This is a genomic window from Saccharopolyspora hattusasensis (assembly GCF_050972075.1).
Taxonomy (GTDB): domain Bacteria; phylum Actinomycetota; class Actinomycetes; order Mycobacteriales; family Pseudonocardiaceae; genus Saccharopolyspora; species Saccharopolyspora hattusasensis.
The window spans coordinates 2,817,410-2,836,469 of the sequence record NZ_JBPCDC010000001.1 but is presented as its reverse complement, the minus strand read 5'-3'; the positions used below and the strand labels follow the sequence as shown (position 1 = coordinate 2,836,469).

The 19,060-nt window shown below is 67.6% G+C and carries 17 protein-coding genes; 10 read left to right on the top strand and 7 right to left on the bottom strand.

The window, feature by feature from the left end:
• Positions 1 to 392: 392 nt before the first annotated feature.
• Positions 393 to 3,770 carry a pyruvate carboxylase gene (locus ACRXBZ_RS12660; protein WP_433879302.1) on the top strand — a complete coding sequence of 1,126 codons (3,378 nt, stop codon included), beginning with the start codon at positions 393 to 395 and terminating at the stop codon, positions 3,768 to 3,770.
• A gap of 57 nt (positions 3,771 to 3,827) precedes the next feature.
• Here the strand turns inward: ACRXBZ_RS12660 and ACRXBZ_RS12655 are convergent, their stop codons facing one another.
• From ACRXBZ_RS12655 to ACRXBZ_RS12645, 3 genes are all read right to left on the bottom strand, one after another.
• Positions 3,828 to 4,250 (bottom strand): PIN domain-containing protein, encoded by a 423-nt coding sequence (locus ACRXBZ_RS12655; RefSeq protein WP_433879301.1) that lies wholly within the window; start codon positions 4,248 to 4,250, stop codon positions 3,828 to 3,830.
• Entirely contained in the window at positions 4,247 to 4,486 is a 240-nt protein-coding gene (locus ACRXBZ_RS12650) for a DUF6364 family protein (RefSeq protein WP_433879300.1), read from the bottom strand. Before ACRXBZ_RS12650 ends, ACRXBZ_RS12655 begins: the two co-directional genes overlap by 4 nt.
• Before the next feature lie 196 nt (positions 4,487 to 4,682).
• Positions 4,683 to 6,761, bottom strand: coding sequence for a HelD family protein (locus ACRXBZ_RS12645; RefSeq protein ID WP_433879299.1), 2,079 nt, complete (start codon positions 6,759 to 6,761; stop codon positions 4,683 to 4,685).
• A gap of 427 nt (positions 6,762 to 7,188) precedes the next feature.
• Between ACRXBZ_RS12645 and rsmD the strand changes: the two genes are divergently transcribed.
• The 4 genes from rsmD to ACRXBZ_RS12625 all read left to right on the top strand — a co-directional run bounded on the left by rsmD (position 7,189) and on the right by ACRXBZ_RS12625 (position 9,864).
• Positions 7,189 to 7,749, top strand: a complete 561-nt coding sequence (rsmD, locus tag ACRXBZ_RS12640; protein WP_433883859.1) for a 16S rRNA (guanine(966)-N(2))-methyltransferase RsmD — start codon at positions 7,189 to 7,191, stop codon at positions 7,747 to 7,749.
• Between the two features lie 68 nt (positions 7,750 to 7,817).
• The gene (gene coaD, locus ACRXBZ_RS12635) at positions 7,818 to 8,300 is read left to right on the top strand and encodes a pantetheine-phosphate adenylyltransferase (RefSeq protein ID WP_168585005.1); all 483 of its coding nucleotides are present in this window, start codon (positions 7,818 to 7,820) and stop codon (positions 8,298 to 8,300) included.
• A gap of 191 nt (positions 8,301 to 8,491) precedes the next feature.
• Positions 8,492 to 8,917 carry a guanyl-specific ribonuclease gene (locus ACRXBZ_RS12630; RefSeq protein WP_433879298.1) on the top strand — a complete coding sequence of 142 codons (426 nt, stop codon included), beginning with the start codon at positions 8,492 to 8,494 and terminating at the stop codon, positions 8,915 to 8,917.
• A 194-nt stretch (positions 8,918 to 9,111) separates the two neighbouring features.
• The gene (locus ACRXBZ_RS12625) at positions 9,112 to 9,864 is read left to right on the top strand and encodes a DivIVA domain-containing protein (RefSeq protein ID WP_433879297.1); all 753 of its coding nucleotides are present in this window, start codon (positions 9,112 to 9,114) and stop codon (positions 9,862 to 9,864) included.
• 330 nt (positions 9,865 to 10,194) lie between these two features.
• On the opposite strand, the gene ACRXBZ_RS12620 is transcribed toward ACRXBZ_RS12625, so the two are convergent.
• On the bottom strand, positions 10,195 to 10,521 hold the full coding sequence (locus ACRXBZ_RS12620; protein ID WP_433879296.1) for a hypothetical protein: 327 nt from the start codon (positions 10,519 to 10,521) through the stop codon (positions 10,195 to 10,197).
• A 57-nt stretch (positions 10,522 to 10,578) separates the two neighbouring features.
• Between ACRXBZ_RS12620 and ACRXBZ_RS12615 the strand changes: the two genes are divergently transcribed.
• The 4 genes from ACRXBZ_RS12615 to ACRXBZ_RS12600 all read left to right on the top strand — a co-directional run bounded on the left by ACRXBZ_RS12615 (position 10,579) and on the right by ACRXBZ_RS12600 (position 13,887).
• Positions 10,579 to 11,778 (top strand): IS630 family transposase, encoded by a 1,200-nt coding sequence (locus tag ACRXBZ_RS12615; protein ID WP_433879295.1) that lies wholly within the window; start codon positions 10,579 to 10,581, stop codon positions 11,776 to 11,778.
• A gap of 217 nt (positions 11,779 to 11,995) precedes the next feature.
• Entirely contained in the window at positions 11,996 to 13,195 is a 1,200-nt protein-coding gene (locus ACRXBZ_RS12610) for a helix-turn-helix domain-containing protein (RefSeq protein ID WP_433879294.1), read from the top strand.
• A 279-nt stretch (positions 13,196 to 13,474) separates the two neighbouring features.
• On the top strand, positions 13,475 to 13,654 hold the full coding sequence (locus ACRXBZ_RS12605; protein WP_433879293.1) for a hypothetical protein: 180 nt from the start codon (positions 13,475 to 13,477) through the stop codon (positions 13,652 to 13,654).
• Positions 13,651 to 13,887 carry a hypothetical protein gene (locus ACRXBZ_RS12600; RefSeq protein ID WP_433879292.1) on the top strand — a complete coding sequence of 79 codons (237 nt, stop codon included), beginning with the start codon at positions 13,651 to 13,653 and terminating at the stop codon, positions 13,885 to 13,887. Before ACRXBZ_RS12605 ends, ACRXBZ_RS12600 begins: the two co-directional genes overlap by 4 nt.
• Positions 13,888 to 14,109: 222 nt before the next feature.
• Here ACRXBZ_RS12600 and ACRXBZ_RS12595 read toward each other — a convergent pair whose 3' ends face one another.
• The 3 genes from ACRXBZ_RS12595 to ACRXBZ_RS12585 form a co-directional block, all read right to left on the bottom strand.
• A complete protein-coding gene (locus ACRXBZ_RS12595; RefSeq protein ID WP_433879291.1) occupies positions 14,110 to 14,496 on the bottom strand; it encodes a hypothetical protein in 387 nt (128 codons plus the stop codon).
• A 109-nt stretch (positions 14,497 to 14,605) separates the two neighbouring features.
• Positions 14,606 to 16,384 carry a group II intron reverse transcriptase/maturase gene (gene ltrA / locus ACRXBZ_RS12590; protein ID WP_433879290.1) on the bottom strand — a complete coding sequence of 593 codons (1,779 nt, stop codon included), beginning with the start codon at positions 16,382 to 16,384 and terminating at the stop codon, positions 14,606 to 14,608.
• Between the two features lie 714 nt (positions 16,385 to 17,098).
• Entirely contained in the window at positions 17,099 to 18,076 is a 978-nt protein-coding gene (locus ACRXBZ_RS12585; RefSeq protein WP_433879289.1) for an IS4 family transposase, read from the bottom strand.
• A 157-nt stretch (positions 18,077 to 18,233) separates the two neighbouring features.
• Between ACRXBZ_RS12585 and ACRXBZ_RS12580 the strand changes: the two genes are divergently transcribed.
• Positions 18,234 to 18,974 carry an ESX secretion-associated protein EspG gene (locus ACRXBZ_RS12580; protein WP_433879288.1) on the top strand — a complete coding sequence of 247 codons (741 nt, stop codon included), beginning with the start codon at positions 18,234 to 18,236 and terminating at the stop codon, positions 18,972 to 18,974.
• Positions 18,975 to 19,060: the final 86 nt, after the last annotated feature.

The following is a 19,060-nucleotide window of genomic DNA, read 5'->3' as shown; positions in this document are numbered from 1 at the left end:
GAGGGTGAACGCACGCGGTCGACGCGTCGGTAGCCAGATCGGCGTCCCTGCGGATGGTGAGCCCGACCAGTCCATGTTTTCGGCGGCGTACAGCTCCGAGATGGAGCCTTATTTTCGACGTCGGCCATGATCTTGCGCTTTTCGGGGGCGTCCAGCCGTCGATCGGGCGGCGACGTTGGGCGTACGCCATGCCCGGGCGAGAATAAGAGATCGAAAATTCCATGGAAACGAAATTTGGCAGTTTTTCTTTTGGTCTAGACCTTATTTCGAATCTGCGTTTGAGCAGGTAGTCGAGGCATCGAGGCGTCCATCACCCGAGAGGTTCTCCCGGAAGAGGGAATTTTCGCGGTACTGTGCTCACACCGACCGACACCTGTCCAGGAGGAGCCGGCATGTTCCGCAAGGTCCTTGTCGCGAACCGCGGCGAGATTGCGATCCGCGCGTTCCGCGCAGCGTACGAGCTGGGTGCGGGCACGGTCGCGGTGTTCCCGCACGAAGACCGCAACTCGTTGCACCGCCTGAAAGCCGACGAGTCGTACGAGATCGGCGAACCTGGTCATCCGGTCCGCGCCTACCTGTCCGTCGAAGAGATCATCAAGGCCGCGCGCCAGGCCGGCGCGGACGCGGTCTACCCCGGTTACGGATTCCTCTCCGAGAACCCCGAGCTGGCGCGGGCCTGCCAGGAAGCCGGGATCACCTTCGTCGGCCCCGGCCACGAGATCCTGCAGATGACCGGGAACAAGGCGACCGCGGTCGCCGCCGCCCGCGAGGCCGGGGTTCCGGTGCTGGACTCCTCGTCACCGTCCCGGGACATCGACGAGCTGCTGGCCGCCGCCGAGGACATGACGTTCCCGGTGTTCGTGAAGGCCGTCGCCGGCGGTGGCGGGCGCGGCATGCGCCACGTCGACGCGGTGTCCGGGCTGCGCGAGGCGCTGGAAGCGGCGATGCGCGAGGCCGAATCGGCCTTCGGTGACCCGACGGTCTTCCTGGAGCAGGCGGTCATCAACCCGCGGCACATCGAGGTGCAGATCCTCGCCGACGCCGCGGGCAACGTGATCCACCTCTACGAGCGGGACTGCTCGGTGCAGCGCCGCCACCAGAAGGTCATCGAGATCGCCCCGGCGCCTAACCTTGACCCGCAGTTGCGGGAGCAGATCTGCGCCGACGCGGTCGCCTTCGCCCGCAAGATCGGCTACGTCAACGCGGGCACCGTGGAGTTCCTGGTCGACGAGCAGGGCCGCCACGTGTTCATCGAGATGAACCCGCGCATCCAGGTCGAGCACACGGTCACCGAGGAGGTCACCGACGCCGACCTGGTCCAGTCGCAGCTGCGCATCGCCGCCGGCGAGACGCTCGAAGACCTCGGCATGACGCAGGACGCGATCCGGTTGCGCGGCGCCGCCCTGCAGTGCCGCATCACCACCGAGGACCCGGCCAACGGGTTCCGCCCGGACACCGGCATGATCAGCGCCTACCGCTCGCCGGGCGGCGCTGGCATCCGGCTCGACGGCGGCACCGCGTTCGCCGGCACCAGCGTCAGCGCGCACTTCGACTCGATGCTGGTGAAGCTCTCCTGCCGGGGCCGCGACTTCGCCACCGCCGTCGCGCGGGCCCGCCGCGCGGTAGCCGAGTTCCGGATCCGCGGCGTATCCACGAACATCCCGTTCCTGCAGGCCGTGCTGGACGACCCGGACTTCGCCGCGGGCAAGGTCACCACCTCGTTCATCGGCGAGCGGCCGCACCTGCTCACCGCCCGCCACTCCGCCGACCGCGGCACCCGGCTGCTGAACTACCTCGCCGACGTGACGGTCAACCGGCCCAACGGCAAGCGCCCGACCACCCCGGACCCGGTGTACAAGCTGCCGGAGATCGACCTGTCGGCCGCCCCGGCGGCCGGTTCGAAGCAGCGCCTCACCGAGCTCGGTCCGGAAGGTTTCGCCCGCTGGCTGCGGGAAACCAAGGCCGTCGGCGTCACCGACACCACCTTCCGGGACGCCCACCAGTCGCTGCTGGCGACCCGGGTGCGCACCAAGGACCTGCTCGCGGTCGCGCCGCACGTGGCGCGGATGACGCCGGAGCTGCTGTCCCTGGAGTGCTGGGGCGGTGCGACCTACGACGTGGCGCTGCGGTTCCTCGCCGAGGACCCGTGGGAGCGGTTGGCGAAGCTGCGCGAGGCGGTGCCCAACATCTGCCTGCAGATGCTGCTGCGCGGGCGCAACACGGTCGGCTACACGCCTTACCCGACCGAGGTGACCGAGCACTTCGTGCAGGAGGCCACCGACACCGGCATCGACATCTTCCGCATCTTCGACGCGCTTAACGACGTCGAGCAGATGCGCCCGGCGATCGAGGCGGTGCGGGCCACCGGCAAGTCGATCGCCGAGGTCGCGCTGTGTTACACGGCCGACCTGTCCAACCCGGACGAGAAGCTGTACACACTGGGTTACTACCTGCGACTGGCGGAGCAGATCGTCGACGCCGGTGCGCACGTGCTGGCCATCAAGGACATGGCCGGGCTGCTGCGGCCGCCGGCGGCGGCGAAGCTGGTTTCCGCGCTGCGCAAGGAGTTCGACCTGCCGGTGCATCTGCACACCCACGACACGCCGGGCGGCCAGCTGGCCACCTACCTGGCGGCCATCCAGTCCGGTGTGGACGCGGTGGACGCGGCGACGGCGTCGCTGGCCGGCACCACCTCGCAGCCCGCGCTGTCGTCGGTGGTCGCCGCCACCGACTACACCGAGCAGGCCACCGGGCTGGATCTGCAGGCGGTGTGCGACCTGGAGCCGTACTGGGAGTCGGTGCGCAAGGTCTACCAGCCCTTCGAGGCGGGCCTGGCCTCGCCGACCGGGCGCGTCTACAAGCACGAGATCCCCGGCGGCCAGCTGTCGAACCTGCGCACCCAGGCGGTCGCGCTCGGGCTGGGCGACAAGTTCGAGGAGATCGAGGCGATGTACGCCGCGGCCGACCGGATCCTCGGCCGGCTGGTCAAGGTGACCCCGTCGTCGAAGGTGGTCGGCGACCTGGCGCTGCACCTGGTGGGCGCCGGGGTGGACCCGTCCGACTTCGAGGCCGACCCGCGCAAGTTCGACATCCCGGACTCGGTGATCGGGTTCCTGCAGGGCGAGCTCGGCGACCCGCCGGCGGGCTGGCCAGAGCCGTTCCGCACACGGGCCCTGGAGGGCCGCACCGCGGTGCGCAAGGTCGCGGAACTGTCCGAAGAGGACCGCGCCGGGCTGGAGTCGGACCGCCGGGGCACCCTGAACCGGCTGATGTTCGCAAAGCCGACGAAGGAGTTCACCGAGCACCGCGAGGCCTTCGGCGACACTTCCCTGTTGCGCAGCAAGGACTTCTTCTACGGCCTGCGGCCGGGGGAGGAGTACTCGGTGGACCTGGAGCCGGGCGTGCGGCTGCTCATCGGGCTGGAGGCGATCAGCGAGCCCGACGAGCGCGGCATCCGCACCGTGATGGCGGTCCTGAACGGTCAGCTGCGGCCGATCCAGGTCCGCGACCGCTCGGTGGCCACCGCCCTGCCGATCGCGGAGAAGGCCGACCGGTCAAACCCCGGACACGTACCCGCCCCGTTCGCGGGCGTGGTGACGCTGGCGGTCGCGGAGGGCGACGCGACGGAGGCGGGCCAGACCATCGCCACCATCGAGGCGATGAAGATGGAGGCCGCGATCACGGCCCCGCAGGGCGGCCGCGTCAAGCGCCTGGCGATCGGAGCGGTCCAGCAGGTCGAAGGCGGAGACCTGATCATCGAACTCGGCTGACCACCGTTGACCCCAACGCGGGCCGTCCCCTCCAGGGGGTGGCCCGCGTTCGGCGTTTCAGAGAAGGAATGGGTTCTCGATCACGAGGTTCCCGAACCGCCGGCCGTGCTGCATGTCCTCGGTGAGCAGCTTCGTCGCACCCGATCGCAACGCAGCTTCGACGATGAGCGCGTCGTAGAACGCGAGCGTGTGGTCCTCTTCCAGCTTGCTGGCCGAGACGATCAGCAGTGGGTCGGTGCGAATCGGATCCCACTCGGCGTACTTCGCCACCACCTTGCGAGCGGTTTCGCGGGGTAGCTTCGTCTTCTTGGTGGCGACTGAGTAGAACTCCTGGAGCACCTGGGTGCTCAACACGCCGGTTGCCGTGGCCCAGAGCTCTTTCAGCAGTTGGCGGGCTTGGGCGGCGCGCAGGTCGCCGCCGTTAACGATGTGCGCGTAGACCAGGATGTTCGTGTCGATGAACGTGAGTTCGGTGGTCACCTGTCGTGAAGCTCCTCACGGGTCCATGTTGGAGCGCTCTCGCCCGATCGCGCGGCTTCGTCCATGAGTTCGAAGGCTTCTTGCTTGGCGCGTTCGTAACGCTCATCCACATCGGCGATCTTTGTGATCTGCTGGGCCAGGAGTCCGCTTAGCGACGTGTGCCTTCGCGTGGCTGCGATTTTCGCGCGCTGAATTACTGCTTCGTCCAGCTGTACTGTTACGTTTCTGCTACCCATGACCACACGATATCACGTGCTACACGCTACTTTCGCGTGTAAAGTTGCTAGAGGTCTCAACATCACCTAATAGGGTCGTTTCGGGCTGCCAGTGGGCTTCGGTACAGGCCGGTGGGAGTGCGGATTTTCGACCGACTGTGCCGCGACTGTGCCGGTCGAAGGCGCCCTTCGTTTTTTGGTCCCCGGTTGGCTGGGATTACGGGGTTTTGAGGACCGTGAGGAGCTGGGTGGCTCGGCTGAGGGCGACGTAGAGGGCCCGGCGGCCGGTGCTGGATTCCGCGGCCAGGCCGTCCGGGTCGACGACCACCACCGCGTCGTACTCCATGCCCTTGGCCTCCAGGCTGCCGACCACGCGGAGCCGATCGGAGTCGGCGTCCGAGCCGTCCGCGGTCACCACGTCATCCACAGTGGATAGCCATTCGCGGACTTCGTCGCGGCGGGCCATCGTGGTGATCACGCCAACCGTGCCCTCGGCCGCCGCGACCAGCTCCGCCGCGGCGGTTCGTGTCTCCCGCGGCAGCTCGTCCGCGGACACCTCGCGCACCGCCGGGTCGATTCCGGTGGTACGCACCGCGACCGGCAGGTCGTCGGCCGGTACCAGGTCGCGGACCGCATCGGCGGCGACGGCGAAGATCTCCGCCGAGTTCCGGTAGTTGGTGCGCAGCGTGAACCGGCGGTGCGTGCGCTGCTCGCTCAGGGCCTCCGCCCGCGCCGCCGCGGCCTCCGCCGGATCGGGCCACGACGACTGGACCGGGTCGCCCACGATTGTCCAGCTCGCGTGCCGCCCGCGGCGACCCACCATGCGCCACTGCATCGGCGAGAGGTCCTGCGCCTCGTCGATCACCACGTGCGCGTACTCGTCGTAGTTGACCGCGCGGCGCGACTGCTCCGCATCCGGGGCGGTGCGGCGCCGCTTCGGCGGCGGCCCGGCCAGCACCCGCAGCTCGTCGATCAGCGCGATGTCGGCGACCGTCCACTCGGTCACCTCGGTCCACGACTTGGCCAGCAGGTCGACCTCCTCGGCCGACAGCAACCGGCGGGCGGCCTGGGACAGCCGCGCCGGGTCGGACAGCCAGCGCAACACCTGCATCGGGTACAGCGGCGGCCACCAGGCGACCAGGAACCGGTGGAACTCGATGCGGTCGCCGATCTCGGTGATCAACCGCTCGCGGTCCGGCTGGAAGTCCTCGTCGGCGGCCTGCCTCGCCTTCTGCCACAGGGCTTCCAGCAGCGCGTGGGCCGCCCGCATCCGGGTCCGGTTGGGCTGCCCGCCCTTGCCGTGCAGCGAGCGGCGGATCCGCGTCAGGTCGTCGGCCTGCAGCTTCAGCACCGTGCCCCGGTAGAACATCTTCAGCTGCTCCGGCGCGTCCGGCGGCGGCAACCGCAGCGCCCGCCGGAGCACCTTCACCATCCGCGATGAGCCCTTGACCTCCGCCGTGCGCGGATCGTCGATCTTGGCCGTGCCGATCCCGTCCAGCACCTCGCCGAGCGCCCGCAGTTCGACGTTGTGCTCGCCCATCGACGGCAGCACGCGGGAGATGTAGGACATGAACACCGGCGACGGCCCTACCACCAGCACGCCGGGCCCGCCGAGTCGGCGCTGGTCGCGATAGAGCAGGTAGGCGGCGCGGTGCAGCGCCACCGCGGTCTTGCCGGTGCCCGGCCCGCCGGTGATCTCGGTGACCCCGCCCTCGGGCGCCCGGATCGCGTCGTCCTGCTCCTTCTGGATCGTGGCGACGATGTTGCGCATCGAGTCGCCGCGCGACCGGGTCAGCGCCGCCATCAGCGCGCCGTCGCCGATCACCCGCATGTCCGCCGGCGCCCGGTCCGGGTCCAGCAGGTCGTCGGAGAGGTCGACGACCTGCTCGCGGGAGGAGCGGATCACCCGGCGGCGCACCACGTCCAGCGGCTGCTCGGGGGTGGCCTGGTAGAACGCCGCCGCCAGCGGGGCCCGCCAGTCCACCAGCAGGTTGTCGAACTGCGGGTCGCGGATGCCCAACCGGCCGATGTGCGCGGCATCACCGCCGGCGAAGTCCAGGCGGCCGAATACGAGCCCCTCGGACTCCGCGTTCAACGCCTGCAGCGTCCGGTTCGCGTGGTAGAGCATCACGTCGCGCTCGTTGAGCGCCTCGGGCGTGGCCTCCTGCCCGTACTCGTAGCTCTTGTCGCGCATCGCCTCGGCTTCGGCACGCAATTCGTCGAGCCGGGCGTAAACCCGATCGACGTGCTGCTGCTCGACCGCGATCTCGGCCTGCTTGATGGACGCTTCGGACACCTGTGTCATTCTCCCCGTGTGGCGCAGTGGGCAGACCAGTCAGCTTACGACCCGCCGCGGTGCCGGTTTGCTGCTCCCAGGAGCTAAGAACCCACATACCCAGGCGTAAACTCCCTTTGTATTAGGACTCGCCTTGCGTGGCGGTGCGGGTAGCGGAAGCTCAGACGCCGCCTGGACTCCGGGATCCCCGACTCAGGTATATCCAATACACAGCGCTGGGGCTGTCCTTGCCAGGCGACGTCTGAGAACCCGCGACGGTGCGAGTTGCGAGGGTGGGAAAAGAGAAAGCGGCTCGCGCCGCTTGCGTGACGTTGCTTGCGTGATGCCGCTTGCCTGACGTTGCGCTTCATTTGCCGGGTGGTGTGCCCTGGCGTGACTTCGGGGCCCGCGGCGCATCGGTCGGGAGGGCGTGCGCGACGATGGTCGGGTGACGCGGATCGTGGCCGGAAGCGTGGGCGGGCGGCGCATCGAGGTGCCCCCGCGCGGCACCAGACCCACCTCGGAGCGGGTGCGGGAAGCCCTGTTCAGCGCGCTGGAATCGGTCATCGAGCTGACCGGCGCGCGGGTGCTCGACCTCTACGGCGGCTCCGGGGCGCTTGGCCTCGAAGCCCTGTCGCGTGGCGCGGGCCACGCCACCTTCGTCGAGTCGGACCGGCGCGCCGCCCAGCTGCTGCGCCGCAACGCCGCATCGCTCGGGTTCCGCGAGGTCCGGGTGGATCAGGCGAAGGCCGAGACACTGATCGGCACCCCGACCGCGCAGTCCTTCGACGTGGTGCTGGCCGACCCGCCCTACGATCTCGCGCCCGAGCAGCTGCAGCGCGTGCTGGTCGGGCTGGTCCAGAACGGCTGGACCGCGCCGGGCAGCCTCGTGATCGTCGAGCGCGCGGTGCGCAGCGGCGAACCGGACTGGCCGCCGCCCCTCCACGCGACGCGCACCAAGCGCTACGGGGACACCGCCGTGCACTGGGCCGTGCACGAGGAACAGTGATCCCGCGCCGGTGACCCGCGCCACGTGATCGTGGGTGCATCCGCGAACGGCTGCTAACGTGCGAGGTCATGAGGCGTGCCGTGTGTCCAGGCTCCTACGACCCGGTGACGAACGGTCATCTGGACATCATCGAGCGAGCGTCGAAGCTGTTCGACGAGGTCGTCGTCGCGGTGCTCATCAACAAGAACAAGAAGAGCCTCTTCACCGTCGAGGAGCGGCTGGAGATGCTGCGCGAGGTCACCGCCCAGTGGCCCAACGTGCGCATCGACTCCTGGCACGGCCTGCTCGTGGACTACTGCAAGGCGCACGAAATCGGCGCGATCGTCAAGGGCCTGCGCGCGGTCAGCGACTTCGACTACGAGCTGCAGATGGCGCAGATGAACCAGCAGCTGTCCGGGGTCGAGACGATGTTCATGTCCACCAACCCGCTGTACAGCTTCCTGGCCAGCTCGCTGGTCAAGGAGGTCGCCACCTACGGCGGTGACGTGTCGAACCTGCTGCCGCCGAATATCGAGCAGCGGCTCCGCGAACGGCTGGCCGAGCGCGGCTGAACCGCCGCGCCAACGCCCCGACCCGCATTCGGGCCTCCCGCCGCGCCAACGCCCCGAGCCGCGCGGCATCCGGGCCTTCCGCCGTGCTACGCCGTTCGGATTAATGCGTGTCCTTCGACCGTGCCCTATGACATTTCGGGTTCACGTCAGCTTCAGTGCGTGAACAAGCAATCGACGTAGCGTGGCCGACCATGAAGCGGATCACGTCGAAGACAGTGCAGATCCTGTTGGCCGGTCTGATCGCGGTCGTGGGCCTGGCCGGGTACCAGGCGAGCGCCCTGTCCGCCGCGCCGACCGCGCCCATCGCGCAGGCGCCGTGCGGGGACACCGCCGGCTTCCAGAAGACCGACCTCTCCGCCCTGCCCAAGGAGGCGACCGACACGGTCAACCTGATCAAGCAGGGCGGCCCCTACCCGTTTCCGCAGGACGGCCAGGTCTTCTCGAACCGGGAAGGCATCCTGCCGAAGTGCGACAGCGGGTACTACCACGAGTACACCGTCAAGACGCCCGGCAGCGACGACCGCGGCGCGCGCCGCTTCGTGGTCGGCAACGGCGGCGAGTACTTCTACACCGAAGACCACTACGACAGCTTCCGGCTGACCAACATCAACGCGTAGTTCCGCGAGCCGTGCGCGTCCCGGGGTGCCCGGGGCGCGCACGAGTGCGTTCGGGGCTTGACACGCGGATACCGGATTTCCCCCGCCGCGCCGCCAAGCGCGGGCAGACTGGTAGCAGAACAACCCATGATCGGCGGTTGCGGGTGTTCTGACATGCTTGCCGCTGCGGCGGCTACGACGGCAGGGAGATCAAGGTGTACCGGGTGTTCGAGGCGCTCGACGAGCTGGTCACGATCGTCGAGGAAGCGCGTGGCGTGCCCATGACGTCGGGGTGCGTGGTGCCCCGCGGCGACGTGCTGGAGCTGCTCGACGACGTGCGGGACGCGATCCCGCAGGAACTCGACGACGCCCAGGACGTGCTCGACCACCGCGACGAGGTGGTGTCCACCGCCGAGGCGCAGGCCGACAAGTCGGTTACCGACGCCCGCAACGAGGCCGACCGCACGATCGCCGCGGCGCGAGCCGAGGCGGAGCAGTTGCTCGCCGACGCCCGCGAGCAGGCCGGCGAGATGGTGGCTGAGGCGCGGGCGCAGGCCGAGCAGGCGGTGACCGCCGGCCGCCGCGAGTACGAGGACTACGTCGGCCGCGCCCAGTCCGAGGCCGACCGGATGGTGCAGGCCGGTCGGGCCGCCTACGAGCAGTCGGTGCATGAGGGCAAGTCGGAGCAGGCCCGGCTGGTCGCCGACACCGAGGTCGTGCAGGCGGCGAACACCGAGGCCAAGCGGATCGTAGACGAGGCCAACGAGGACGCCGAGCGGCTGCGCAGCGAGTGCGACGCCTACGTCGACTCCCGCCTGGCCGACTTCGAAGACCTGCTCGGCCGCACGCTGCGCACCGTCGGCAAGGGGCGCCAGCAGCTGCGCAGCCCGATGGGTGCCCCGTTCGACTACGAGGAGTGGAACCCGGCCCGACCGGGGGTTCCGAATGGGGGCGATGGGGGCCGCTAGCGGATTCTGGGCTGTTTTCGCAGCTCAGCCCGCTTTTTGGTCGTCTCGCTCGGGGCCTCTGGGGTGGCCTGGTGGCCGCGCTTGGTCCCATGCGCTGTCCCACGAGTCCCACGCTCGTCGACCACCGCCAGGCGCTGCTTCTCACCGAGTGTCGCGATGGCCCTTTCGCGGGCTCGAGGGCTTCGCTGAACGTATCCACGGGGTTTCGCGGTGAGGGGCACCCTTGAGCGGCTACGCCACCCACGGGTGCCCCTCACCTCTTCCTTAGTGGTCCGTTTCAGAATTCCTTCGGGGGTTGACTTCAGGTCCGGTGTTGTGCGTGTCGCCCGGTCAGATGTCAGGTGCGGCGAGGTGGAGCTGGCAGGCGCAGTCGAGGGCGTTTTCGGGGGTGCCGGTGATGCCGCCGGTGGGCAGGAGGGAGTCCTCGTAGCGGTCGCTGCTGGCGTAGTAGAGGGCGAAGCCCCACCTGCTGGCGGTTCCGCCGTAGCGCAGACGCATCAGCTTGACCTGTTCGCCGTCTGCCAGCTCCGCTTCCACGTAGGCGAAGGCTCCGCGGTGGCGGACGTGCAGCCGCCTGATCTGCGGCCAGGCAGTGCGGGCGTGCTCGCCAAGACGCTGTTCGAGCGAGAGCCTGGTGGACTCCGGGGGTGTGGGCATGACAGCCATCCTGCCCGATGGGCAGCAGGGCCGGGACACGGCAGGATACGGGCTGTCATGATCCACTTCTTCTCGATTGGCCCCCATCTGATGCCCGTTGCCCTGGCCCGTCCGATAAGCCTGACCGCCGCCGAGGGCAAGCGGCTGAAGAAGATGGCCCAGGGCCACAAGACCGAGTACCGGCTGCGGCTGCGCGCGCAGATCATCCGGCATGCGGCGCGCGGACGCTGCAATGCGCGCATTGCCCGCGAGACGGGGCTGCATCTCGACACGGTCCGGACCTGGCGGAGCCGGTTCGCCGAACACGGCTTGCCTGGGCTGTCCGACCGCAAACGCACCGGCCGCCCGCCGTCGTTTACCGCGTTGCAAGTCGCCGAGACCAAAGCCCTGGCCTGCCAACTGCCCGCCGAAACCGGCACGCCGTTATCGCGCTGGTCATGTCCGGAACTGGCCCGCGAGGTAGTCGCCCGGGCCATCGCCGGATCGGTTTCCGTCTCCACCGTGCGTCGCTGGCTGGCCGACGACGCGCTCAAGCCCTGGCAGTACCGGTCGTGGATCTTCATCCGTGACCCGGACTTCCGCGCCAAGGCCGGCCGCATCATGGACCTGTACGCCCGCACCTGGGGCGAGGTCCCGCTGGGCGAGGACGAGTACGTGATCTCAGCGGACGAGAAGACCTCCATCCAGGCCCGCTGCCGCTGCCACCCCACCCTGGCCCCCGGCCAGGCCAGGGCGATGCGCGTCAACCATGAATACGACCGCGGTGGCGCCCTGGCCTACCTGGCCGCCTACGACGTCCACCAGGCCAAGGTGTTCGGCCGTACCGAACCCACCACCGGCATCGTGCCCTTCATGAACCTGGTCGCCCAGGTCATGAGCCAAGAGCCGTACGCCAATGCCAAGCGTGTCTTCTGGATCGTCGACAACGGCTCCTCTCACCGAGGGCAGAAGGCCATCGACCGCCTGACCAAGGCTTTTCCGAACGCCGTCATGGTCCACACCCCCGTGCACGCCTCGTGGACGAACCAGATCGAGATCTTCTTCTCGATCGTCCAGCGCAAGGTCGTCTCACCCAACGACTTCACCGACCTCGACGAGATCCGGGATCGGCTTCGAGCCTTCGAAAACCGCTACAACGCCACAGCACAGCCGTTCCAGTGGAAGTTCACCACCTCCGACCTGGACGATCTGCTGGCCAGACTCGATCGGCACACCGCCGATCATCAGACAGAATCCTCCACCGCACTGGCAGCATGATCAACCCCCGAAGGACTTACGAACTCGACCACTTAGATCGCGCGCAGCATTGAGCCCCGTCAGGAGCCGTCTGTTGTTGGGCGATCAGCTCAGGACTGTTACCGGCCGCGTCCGCGCCGATACCCTGATCAGCATGTCGGCGCCCGAGGAAACACCTGCACAGCAACGCCTGCGGGCATCGGGCGGTGACCACCCAGCGGGGAAGAGGTGACTCACGATGAACCCTGATCTGCCGTTCGGTGAACGGCTCAAGCAACTGAGAAACCGTGCGGGTATGTCCCGTCCTGTTCTCGCCGGTCTCGTCGGACGCAGCCCGGAATGGCTCAAAAGGCTGGAAAAGGGCGACTTCCTGATGCCCCGCCCGTCGATGCTGCTCGCCCTCGCTCAGTGCCTCGGTGTGGACCTCGTGGAGCTCACCGGAGACCCCAGAATGGCGGGCATGTACTACGGCAAGACCGCCCACGATCAACTACCCGACATCGCGCGGGCGCTCGCGAGCTACCCGATCACCACGCAAGCTGGACCGGTCGACGTGGCTGGTCTCGCTGCCAAAGTCGGGCAGGTGTGGGACTTGTGGCACGCCACCGCTCGCCACCGAACCGCCGTCGCCGGACTCCTCCCGTCCCTCCTTCATGACGTGCGCAGTGCGGTTCCCCACGTAGATGGCCGGGACCGGCGGGCGATCCTCGCAGCGCAGGCCCAGACGTACCACTTGGTGCAGCTGTTCCTATCGTTCCAACCTGCGCCCGAACTAGTGCACCTGTGCGGAGATCGAGCTATGACCGCTGCCCAGGGCGCGGATGATCCGCTCGCGATGAGCGCGGCGGCTTGGTACATGAACCACGTGTTCCGGGACGCTGGCCAGCAGCACGAGGCACGGCTTCAACTCGCGCTCGACACTGCGAGCCTGCTCAACCCTGAACGCTCCGACGATGAGCGAGCGCTATGGGGTCTACTGCGTCTCGCGTGTGCCTTGTCCTTCGCCAAGATCGGCCACGACGGGGACGCCTGGCGGTACTGGGACGACGCCGATCGGGCGGTGAAGTCTCTTCCGGTCGGTTATGAGCACCCCTGGCTACGGTTCGGGCGAACGATGGTCGACGCCTACGCGGTGACCATGCTCGTGGACCTGATGCGGCCGCACGAGGCCACCCGGCAGGCTGACCGTCTCGACCTCGACAGCATGACCTCACAAACTCGGCGATCGTTCCACACGATCGAAACAGCGAGGGCCTACCACCAGTCGAACGAGCATGTTGCGACCGTGCACCTGCTAGCGAGAGCGCAGCAGATCAGCCCGGAAACGGCGCGGTTCAACCTCTTCACACGGGCCGCGATCGAAGACCTGTCCGAGCACGGCGGTCACACCGTCCGAGCCGACGCACAGGGCCTCGGGCGTCAGCTCGACCTCATCTGAGGATTCGACAGGTACAACCTGTACCCGAACCACAGCGGGTACAGGTTGTACCCTCCACCTGATCACTCCCCGTCCATGATCGATCACATGCCGCAATGGCGGGTGCTTCAACCTTCGGAACGAGGCACGAGCACCCCGACCGGCGCGGCCGGGCGGTAGCGGCCCCCATCTGTCCGATCCCCGCTGCCGCACGACGTGGAACCGGTCGGGGAACACGAACAGCAGCACGGTCCGGCCGGTTCCATTCCCTGATGTCGATGGCTGGGGAGGACACTGCCGATGCCGAAGAAAGTCACCAGACCCGCGCCCCTGCTGTGGGTCTACCGTTGCCAGGCGCAAGGCTGCCAGTTCGAAGACCGTTACGCCGATGTCGTCGCCCAGCATGAGCGAGACGCTCACTATGCCGACCTGCGAACCCTGGGCAGCGCCAGCAGCACACCGGGTGGTGCGGCCAAGTGAGTGGTACGTCTCCGTGGTTCATCCCTGACGACACAGGCGCGGAACCCGCTGCTATCTGGGTGGACCACCACCGCCAGGCCCACAAACGCGACACCGAACAGGACGGCTGGACGCTGTGCGAAGTACGGGTGATCGGTGCCAATGCACCGACGCACGCCCACGTCAGCGTGGTCGGCTGCCGGAACTGCGCCGCCCGCAGCGCCGCCCGCAGACAGCACGCTGCGGTCGCCTAGACGCTGGTGCGGGTGCCGCAGTTCCGCCCCCCGACCGACACAGAGTCGAACCGCCCCGGCCGCGCTGAGCGCGGCCGGTGGCCGTTCACCTGCCGTGTGTAGCCGAGCTGGCCGACGAAGGGCTGACCTTTCACGAGCCGGTGACGTTCTTCGTCGGTGACAACGGGTCGGGAAAGTCCACACTAGTGGCAAGGCCGTGAAGTTTGGCTGTTGTAGTGATCGTCAAGGGTCTGCGGGTGTGAGGATGTCGACGCCGACAGTGGCTTTGTAGCTGGTTCGGTCGATGTTCGGGCCTCGGGCCTGGTATTTGGAGATGGCGCGTTTGACGATGCGGGGACATACCCGTAGTCGTCGGGCGGGGAGCAGGTTGGCCAGGATATGGCGGCCGATGGTGCCGACCAGATCGATGACCGTGTCGGCGATGACGTTGGCGGCCTGGATGAGTTGGTCGCGGGCGGCCTGGTAGGCGATGGTGAAGCTGGCTCGGTCGGGATCAATGTCGGGTTGGGTGTTGGTGGCGTCGGCCATCGCGGTGCGCAGCAGGTGGTAGGTGACCAGCAGGGCGTAGATCTCCTGTTCGGCGCCAGCCGGGGTGCGGGCGCGTAACACCCGGCCGCCGAGGATGGACGATTTCAGTTCCAGGTAGGCGGTTTCGATCTATCGGGTAAGGCCAGCGGGTTGCCCCGCTGGCCTCCCCTCAGCACTGCCCGTGCGGCTTTCACCGCGAGTCAGCGCAAGCAAGCCGCGAGGGCGGTGTGGGAGTGCAGGCTGTGCGGCTGCGCTGGCGAGCGAGGAGTTCGCGCTGGCAGGCCGCGTGGACGAGGCGGGTGTGGTCACCGTCTGGTGAGCTGGGCCGTCCGTGATGGGTGAGGTAGTTGGCGTTGATCGCCCGTCGGACGACGTGCTGCCACCACCGTTCCCATTCGTGGGGGGACTGCGGTTGGTCGGCGGTCAGGATCGGTCCCCGGCAGATCGGGCAGCGGCCGTCCTGCTTGGTGAGCAGGCGCAGCGTGTAGCTGTCCAGCGGGGGTTTGACGCGCCGTCGCCGGTTGGCCCAGTACTCGGCCAGGGCAGGGTCATCTGGGGATGCCGCGCCCTTGACCATGGTGTGCCGGACGATGCCGGTCCAGGAGGGTTTCGCCAGGTAGGTGCCGCTGGCGGCGTCACCGAACACCCAGCGATCGTTTCTGAACTTGTTGTATTTGCCGAAGTAGCGGGCCACGATCCATTTCTTCGGCTTGTTGGCGTGGCTGAAGGTTGCCCACTTGTAGCAGAGCACCCACAGATAGTTGTCCAGACTGGAAAATGTGCTGGACGAGACCACGCCCCGGTAGTAGGCCGTCCAACCCCGGGTGATGGGGTTGATCCTGGCGATGACCGCAGCCGCGTTCGCCCCGCGCAGGGCGCGGAACTCGGTGCGGAGCCGTTCCCGGATTCGCTGGACAGCCGCTTTCGATGGTTTGATCAGCAGCTTGCCGTGATACCGCCTGATGTTGAAGCCCAGAAAGTCGTACCCATCATCATCGATGTTTACGATCTTGGTCTTTTCCTCATTGAAGCTGAGACCCCTGGGTGCCAACCATTCAGCGATTCTGGCCTTGATTTCCTGTGCCTGCCGCTGGCTGTGGCAGAGTGCGACCAGGTCGTCGGCGTACCGAATTACCATCGGTGAGCCCGGTTTGATTTTCCTCGCCTCGCTGGTGCCGGCGGGGTAGTATTGGACTCCGGCTGCTGTTTCCAGCCCATGCAGAGCGACATTCAGTAGGAGTGGGCTGATCACGCCACCCTGGGGTGTGCCCTCATCGGTTGGCGTGAACCCTTTTCCTTCCTCTATCACACCGGCTTTCAGCCATTCCCGGATCAGGTCCCTGGCCGGGAAAGACCCGAGTGCTTCCAGTAGCCGGTTGTGGTCGATCTTGTCGAATGCCGCTGCCAGGTCCGCGTCCAGAGCCCAGACCCGCTTGGTCTTGGCGGAACAGCAGGTCTGGAAGATCGCCCCGATCGCGTCATGGCAGCTTCGCCCCGGTCGAAACCCGTAAGACTTGGGTTCGAACTGGGCTTCCCACTCAGCTTCGAGTGCATTACGGACCCTGCCTTGATGGCAGCGGTCCGCGATGACCGGAATTCCGAGCGGCCTCAGCTTTGCACGGTTTCCCGCCTTGGGTATATAAACCCTCTTCACCGGCCGGGGACGCCAGGTTGCGGCTTCGCGATGCACCCGCACCGCCAGCTCCATCCTGGCCTGAGGAGTCAAGGCGACCTCCGCATCGACCCCGGCGGTTTTGCGTCCCGCGTTCAACTGCGTCGCTTGCCGCACGCTGACCAGCGTGTTGCTCCAGCTCCGCAGCATGAGTTTCTGCAGGTTCCTGACCGTGGCCAGGGAACCCTCCCGCGCCGCCTTGAAGATCCGCTGCCGTAGCCGCCGTACGTTTTCCTCGTGCAGGCGCCAGTCAATGGCGGCCCAGTCGAGGGTCACGTCCTTGGGTCCGTTCACCATCGGTGTCTAACTTGTCCTTCGGTTCCAGGGTTTCGGCTGCTTGTCTTCAAAGGCTCACCTGCCCACGTCAGCGCCTCTTTCAAGGCCCGGGCACCAGGCCCGGTATCCGGCCAGTTATCCAGTGGCGGCGGCCGGGAGGTGCCGTCGTGTTGCCGCTGGTTTCCTGTTGACTTTCGTCCACCGCCACCAGGGTTTCTCCCGATGACGATGACGCCGTTATCGGCATGACCGGCTTTTGCTTCTTGGGCATCTTGTTCCCGGCAGAGGATTCCGCCTTCCTCGCGGTTGGCCTACCTGCCCGCCCCCAGGCGATCAGGACTCTGCCGGGGTTTCCATGTTCCGCACGTGTGAGATGCGGCCGGGGTGGGTGCCTCCTATACTCCGGGGCGGTGGTGTCCTCCCGATCAGCGCTGGGTCTCCGATCGGCACCTGCCGTTTCTCAACGGCCAGCCCTGTCATCCGCCTGACACATTCCACCGGCGGAAGCCACTATTACGAAGCATGCGGAGATTCACCTACATTCACCCGTCCGGCCTTCTCCTCGCCCGCTGCCGCTGGGTGGAACAGCAGCAGCTTCGGCTTTTACCCTGGGCTTCACACCCCGCGGTTACCCACGACGCATGCCAAGGCGGAGACGATCCCGCGGACACTGGACCGGATCACGTCTTCACTAGGGGAACCTCCAAACAACGTGACCACTCACATCGTGCGACCTCACGTCGCACCCCAACGGTGGTGGTACAAGGTGATCAACTCGGCGGCCGGGTAGTGATGGTGATCGGTCAGGGTGGTGGCCAGCCGGTAGACACCGGTGTGCCGGCCGGCGGTGGTGGAGATGGTGATCTCGCACTCGACGACCCGTACCAGCAGCCGGCCCAGCATCGACAGGTAGGACCCGTCGGGGTATCGGGCCAGGACTGGCATCTTGCGGCCGTTTTTCAGCCGGACGAGGACGTCGGCGCCGGTGTCTGCGATCTCAGTGATGAGGTCTTTGGCGCCGAAGTTGCGGTCGGCCAGCAGGATCATCCCTGGTCGCAGACTGCGCAGCAGGTGTGGTGTGTAGGTGGTCTCGCCGGTGGTGGTGGGGCCGAACACCGCGTCGATCAGGGTGCGGGTGCCGCAGGCGAGCAGGGCCACCAGCCGGATCTGGGGATAACCGGTGCCACCGTGGTTGCCGGGGTGTTTGGTGAAACGGGCCAGCATTCTGGGGTTGTCGGGCACGGTCAGGATGGTGCCGTCGATCGCGCAGACCAGCAGGCCACGCCACCAGGTTCCGCGCTGCCCCACCGTGGCCGCCGGTCCGCGGAGCAGGTCGAACAACCATCGCAAGGGCGCGACGCCGATCCTGCGGCGGGCTTGCGCGAGTCCGCTGGTGGTGGGGGTGACCAGGGGCAGGCCAGTGAGGGAGGCGGTGAGTTTGCGCCATACGCCGGGATAGCCGAGTTCGGCCAGCAACCGGGTTGGCAGATCCGCGGAATTCTCGGCGATCTCGAGGAAGGTCTTCGCTCCGGCGGCCACGGCCAGCACCGCCAGGGACAGCAGCAACGGCAGCCGATACCGCAGGCCGCGGGCTTTGCGGGGATCAGTCACCGCTTCCAGGGCCTGCCACAGGCCGTCGATACGGCTCTGCACGGACTCCACGGTGAGGGTGGGCTGGTTCAGCACAGTCAGGATCGGGGAGGATGAGGACACGAGGGCGCGGCTTTCGGGTAGAACATCACGGACTAGACACCCCGATGATCTCCCATCAAGGCCGCGCCCTCGTGCCGCGTGTCCAGCCTGCTCAGAAACCCGCCCGCAGCCCTCAGATCAACCTTGCACACGCCCTGGTGCAGGGGGCAAGGGTGGAGTGCAGTTTTGGGAGTTCGGGGCGATCGTGCGGCACGAGAAGGCCCGGCACGAGGCTGGTCTGGTCTCCGCGGCGGAAGTACAGCGCAAGTTCGACATTCCGGCGTTCGTGTTCGCGCGCAACAGCGGGCTTACCCAGCCTGACGATCCGCAGGCGACGCTGCTGACGGCCACGGACGGCGCGCGGGCCAACGGTTGGATCGGCCGCAACGGCCAACTCAACGACCAATGGTACGAGATCGTGTCGGCCCTGGTCTACGGCCGGTCATTCGGCTACCTCTACCTGGCGGCTCCCGACACCGACGAGACGCGGGTAATGGTGACCTCCACCCCGGGGTTGGCGTTCCGGTTGATGTTCCGCGGTGAGCGGGTGTGGATCGACGAGATCCGCCGCGACGCCGCCGAGCAGGTCCTGGTGGCCTGCCTGCCGGATGTCGGCCCTGCGGCGGGGCGCGGCGTGCGGCTGCCGACGGCGGTGCTGGAAGCGGCCGGGGACGAAGCGGAGAAGCACCAGGCTGATCAGGGCGACTGGATCGCCTACGAGCTCGGCCAGGCGGGCATCCCGGCCGCGGACGCCAAGATGGTCGGCGCGCTGTCGAAGCTCGGCGACCGGGTCACCGGGCAGTTCAACATCGGGGTCCGCGAGCCCAACGGCACGCCGCGGCTGGCGCCGTGGACGATCACGGTGCACCACAGCCCGTCCGGGCGGGTTGCCCGGATCCCCGCAGCCGCCTGCCGGTGAACAGACGCTGCTCGCCCCGGCCAGCAACAGCACGGTGGCTGCGGCGCTCCAGTCCTACCGCGATGAGCTGTTGAGGGGCTTGTGAG

Bases quoted from the DNA above. Each gene is read 5' to 3' on its own strand.
- ACRXBZ_RS12660 (WP_433879302.1), top strand. From the start codon at position 393: ATGTTCCGCAAGGTCCTTGTCGCGAACCGCGGCGAGATTGCGATCCGC.
- ACRXBZ_RS12615 (WP_433879295.1), top strand. From the start codon at position 10,579: ATGATCCACTTCTTCTCGATTGGCCCCCATCTGATGCCCGTTGCCCTG.
- ACRXBZ_RS12620 (WP_433879296.1), bottom strand. From the start codon at position 10,521: ATGCCCACACCCCCGGAGTCCACCAGGCTCTCGCTCGAACAGCGTCTT.
- ACRXBZ_RS12605 (WP_433879293.1), top strand. From the start codon at position 13,475: ATGCCGAAGAAAGTCACCAGACCCGCGCCCCTGCTGTGGGTCTACCGT.
- ltrA (WP_433879290.1), bottom strand. From the start codon at position 16,384: ATGGTGAACGGACCCAAGGACGTGACCCTCGACTGGGCCGCCATTGAC.
- ACRXBZ_RS12610 (WP_433879294.1), top strand. From the start codon at position 11,996: ATGAACCCTGATCTGCCGTTCGGTGAACGGCTCAAGCAACTGAGAAAC.
- coaD (WP_168585005.1), top strand. From the start codon at position 7,818: ATGAGGCGTGCCGTGTGTCCAGGCTCCTACGACCCGGTGACGAACGGT.
- ACRXBZ_RS12650 (WP_433879300.1), bottom strand. From the start codon at position 4,486: ATGGGTAGCAGAAACGTAACAGTACAGCTGGACGAAGCAGTAATTCAG.
- ACRXBZ_RS12630 (WP_433879298.1), top strand. From the start codon at position 8,492: ATGAAGCGGATCACGTCGAAGACAGTGCAGATCCTGTTGGCCGGTCTG.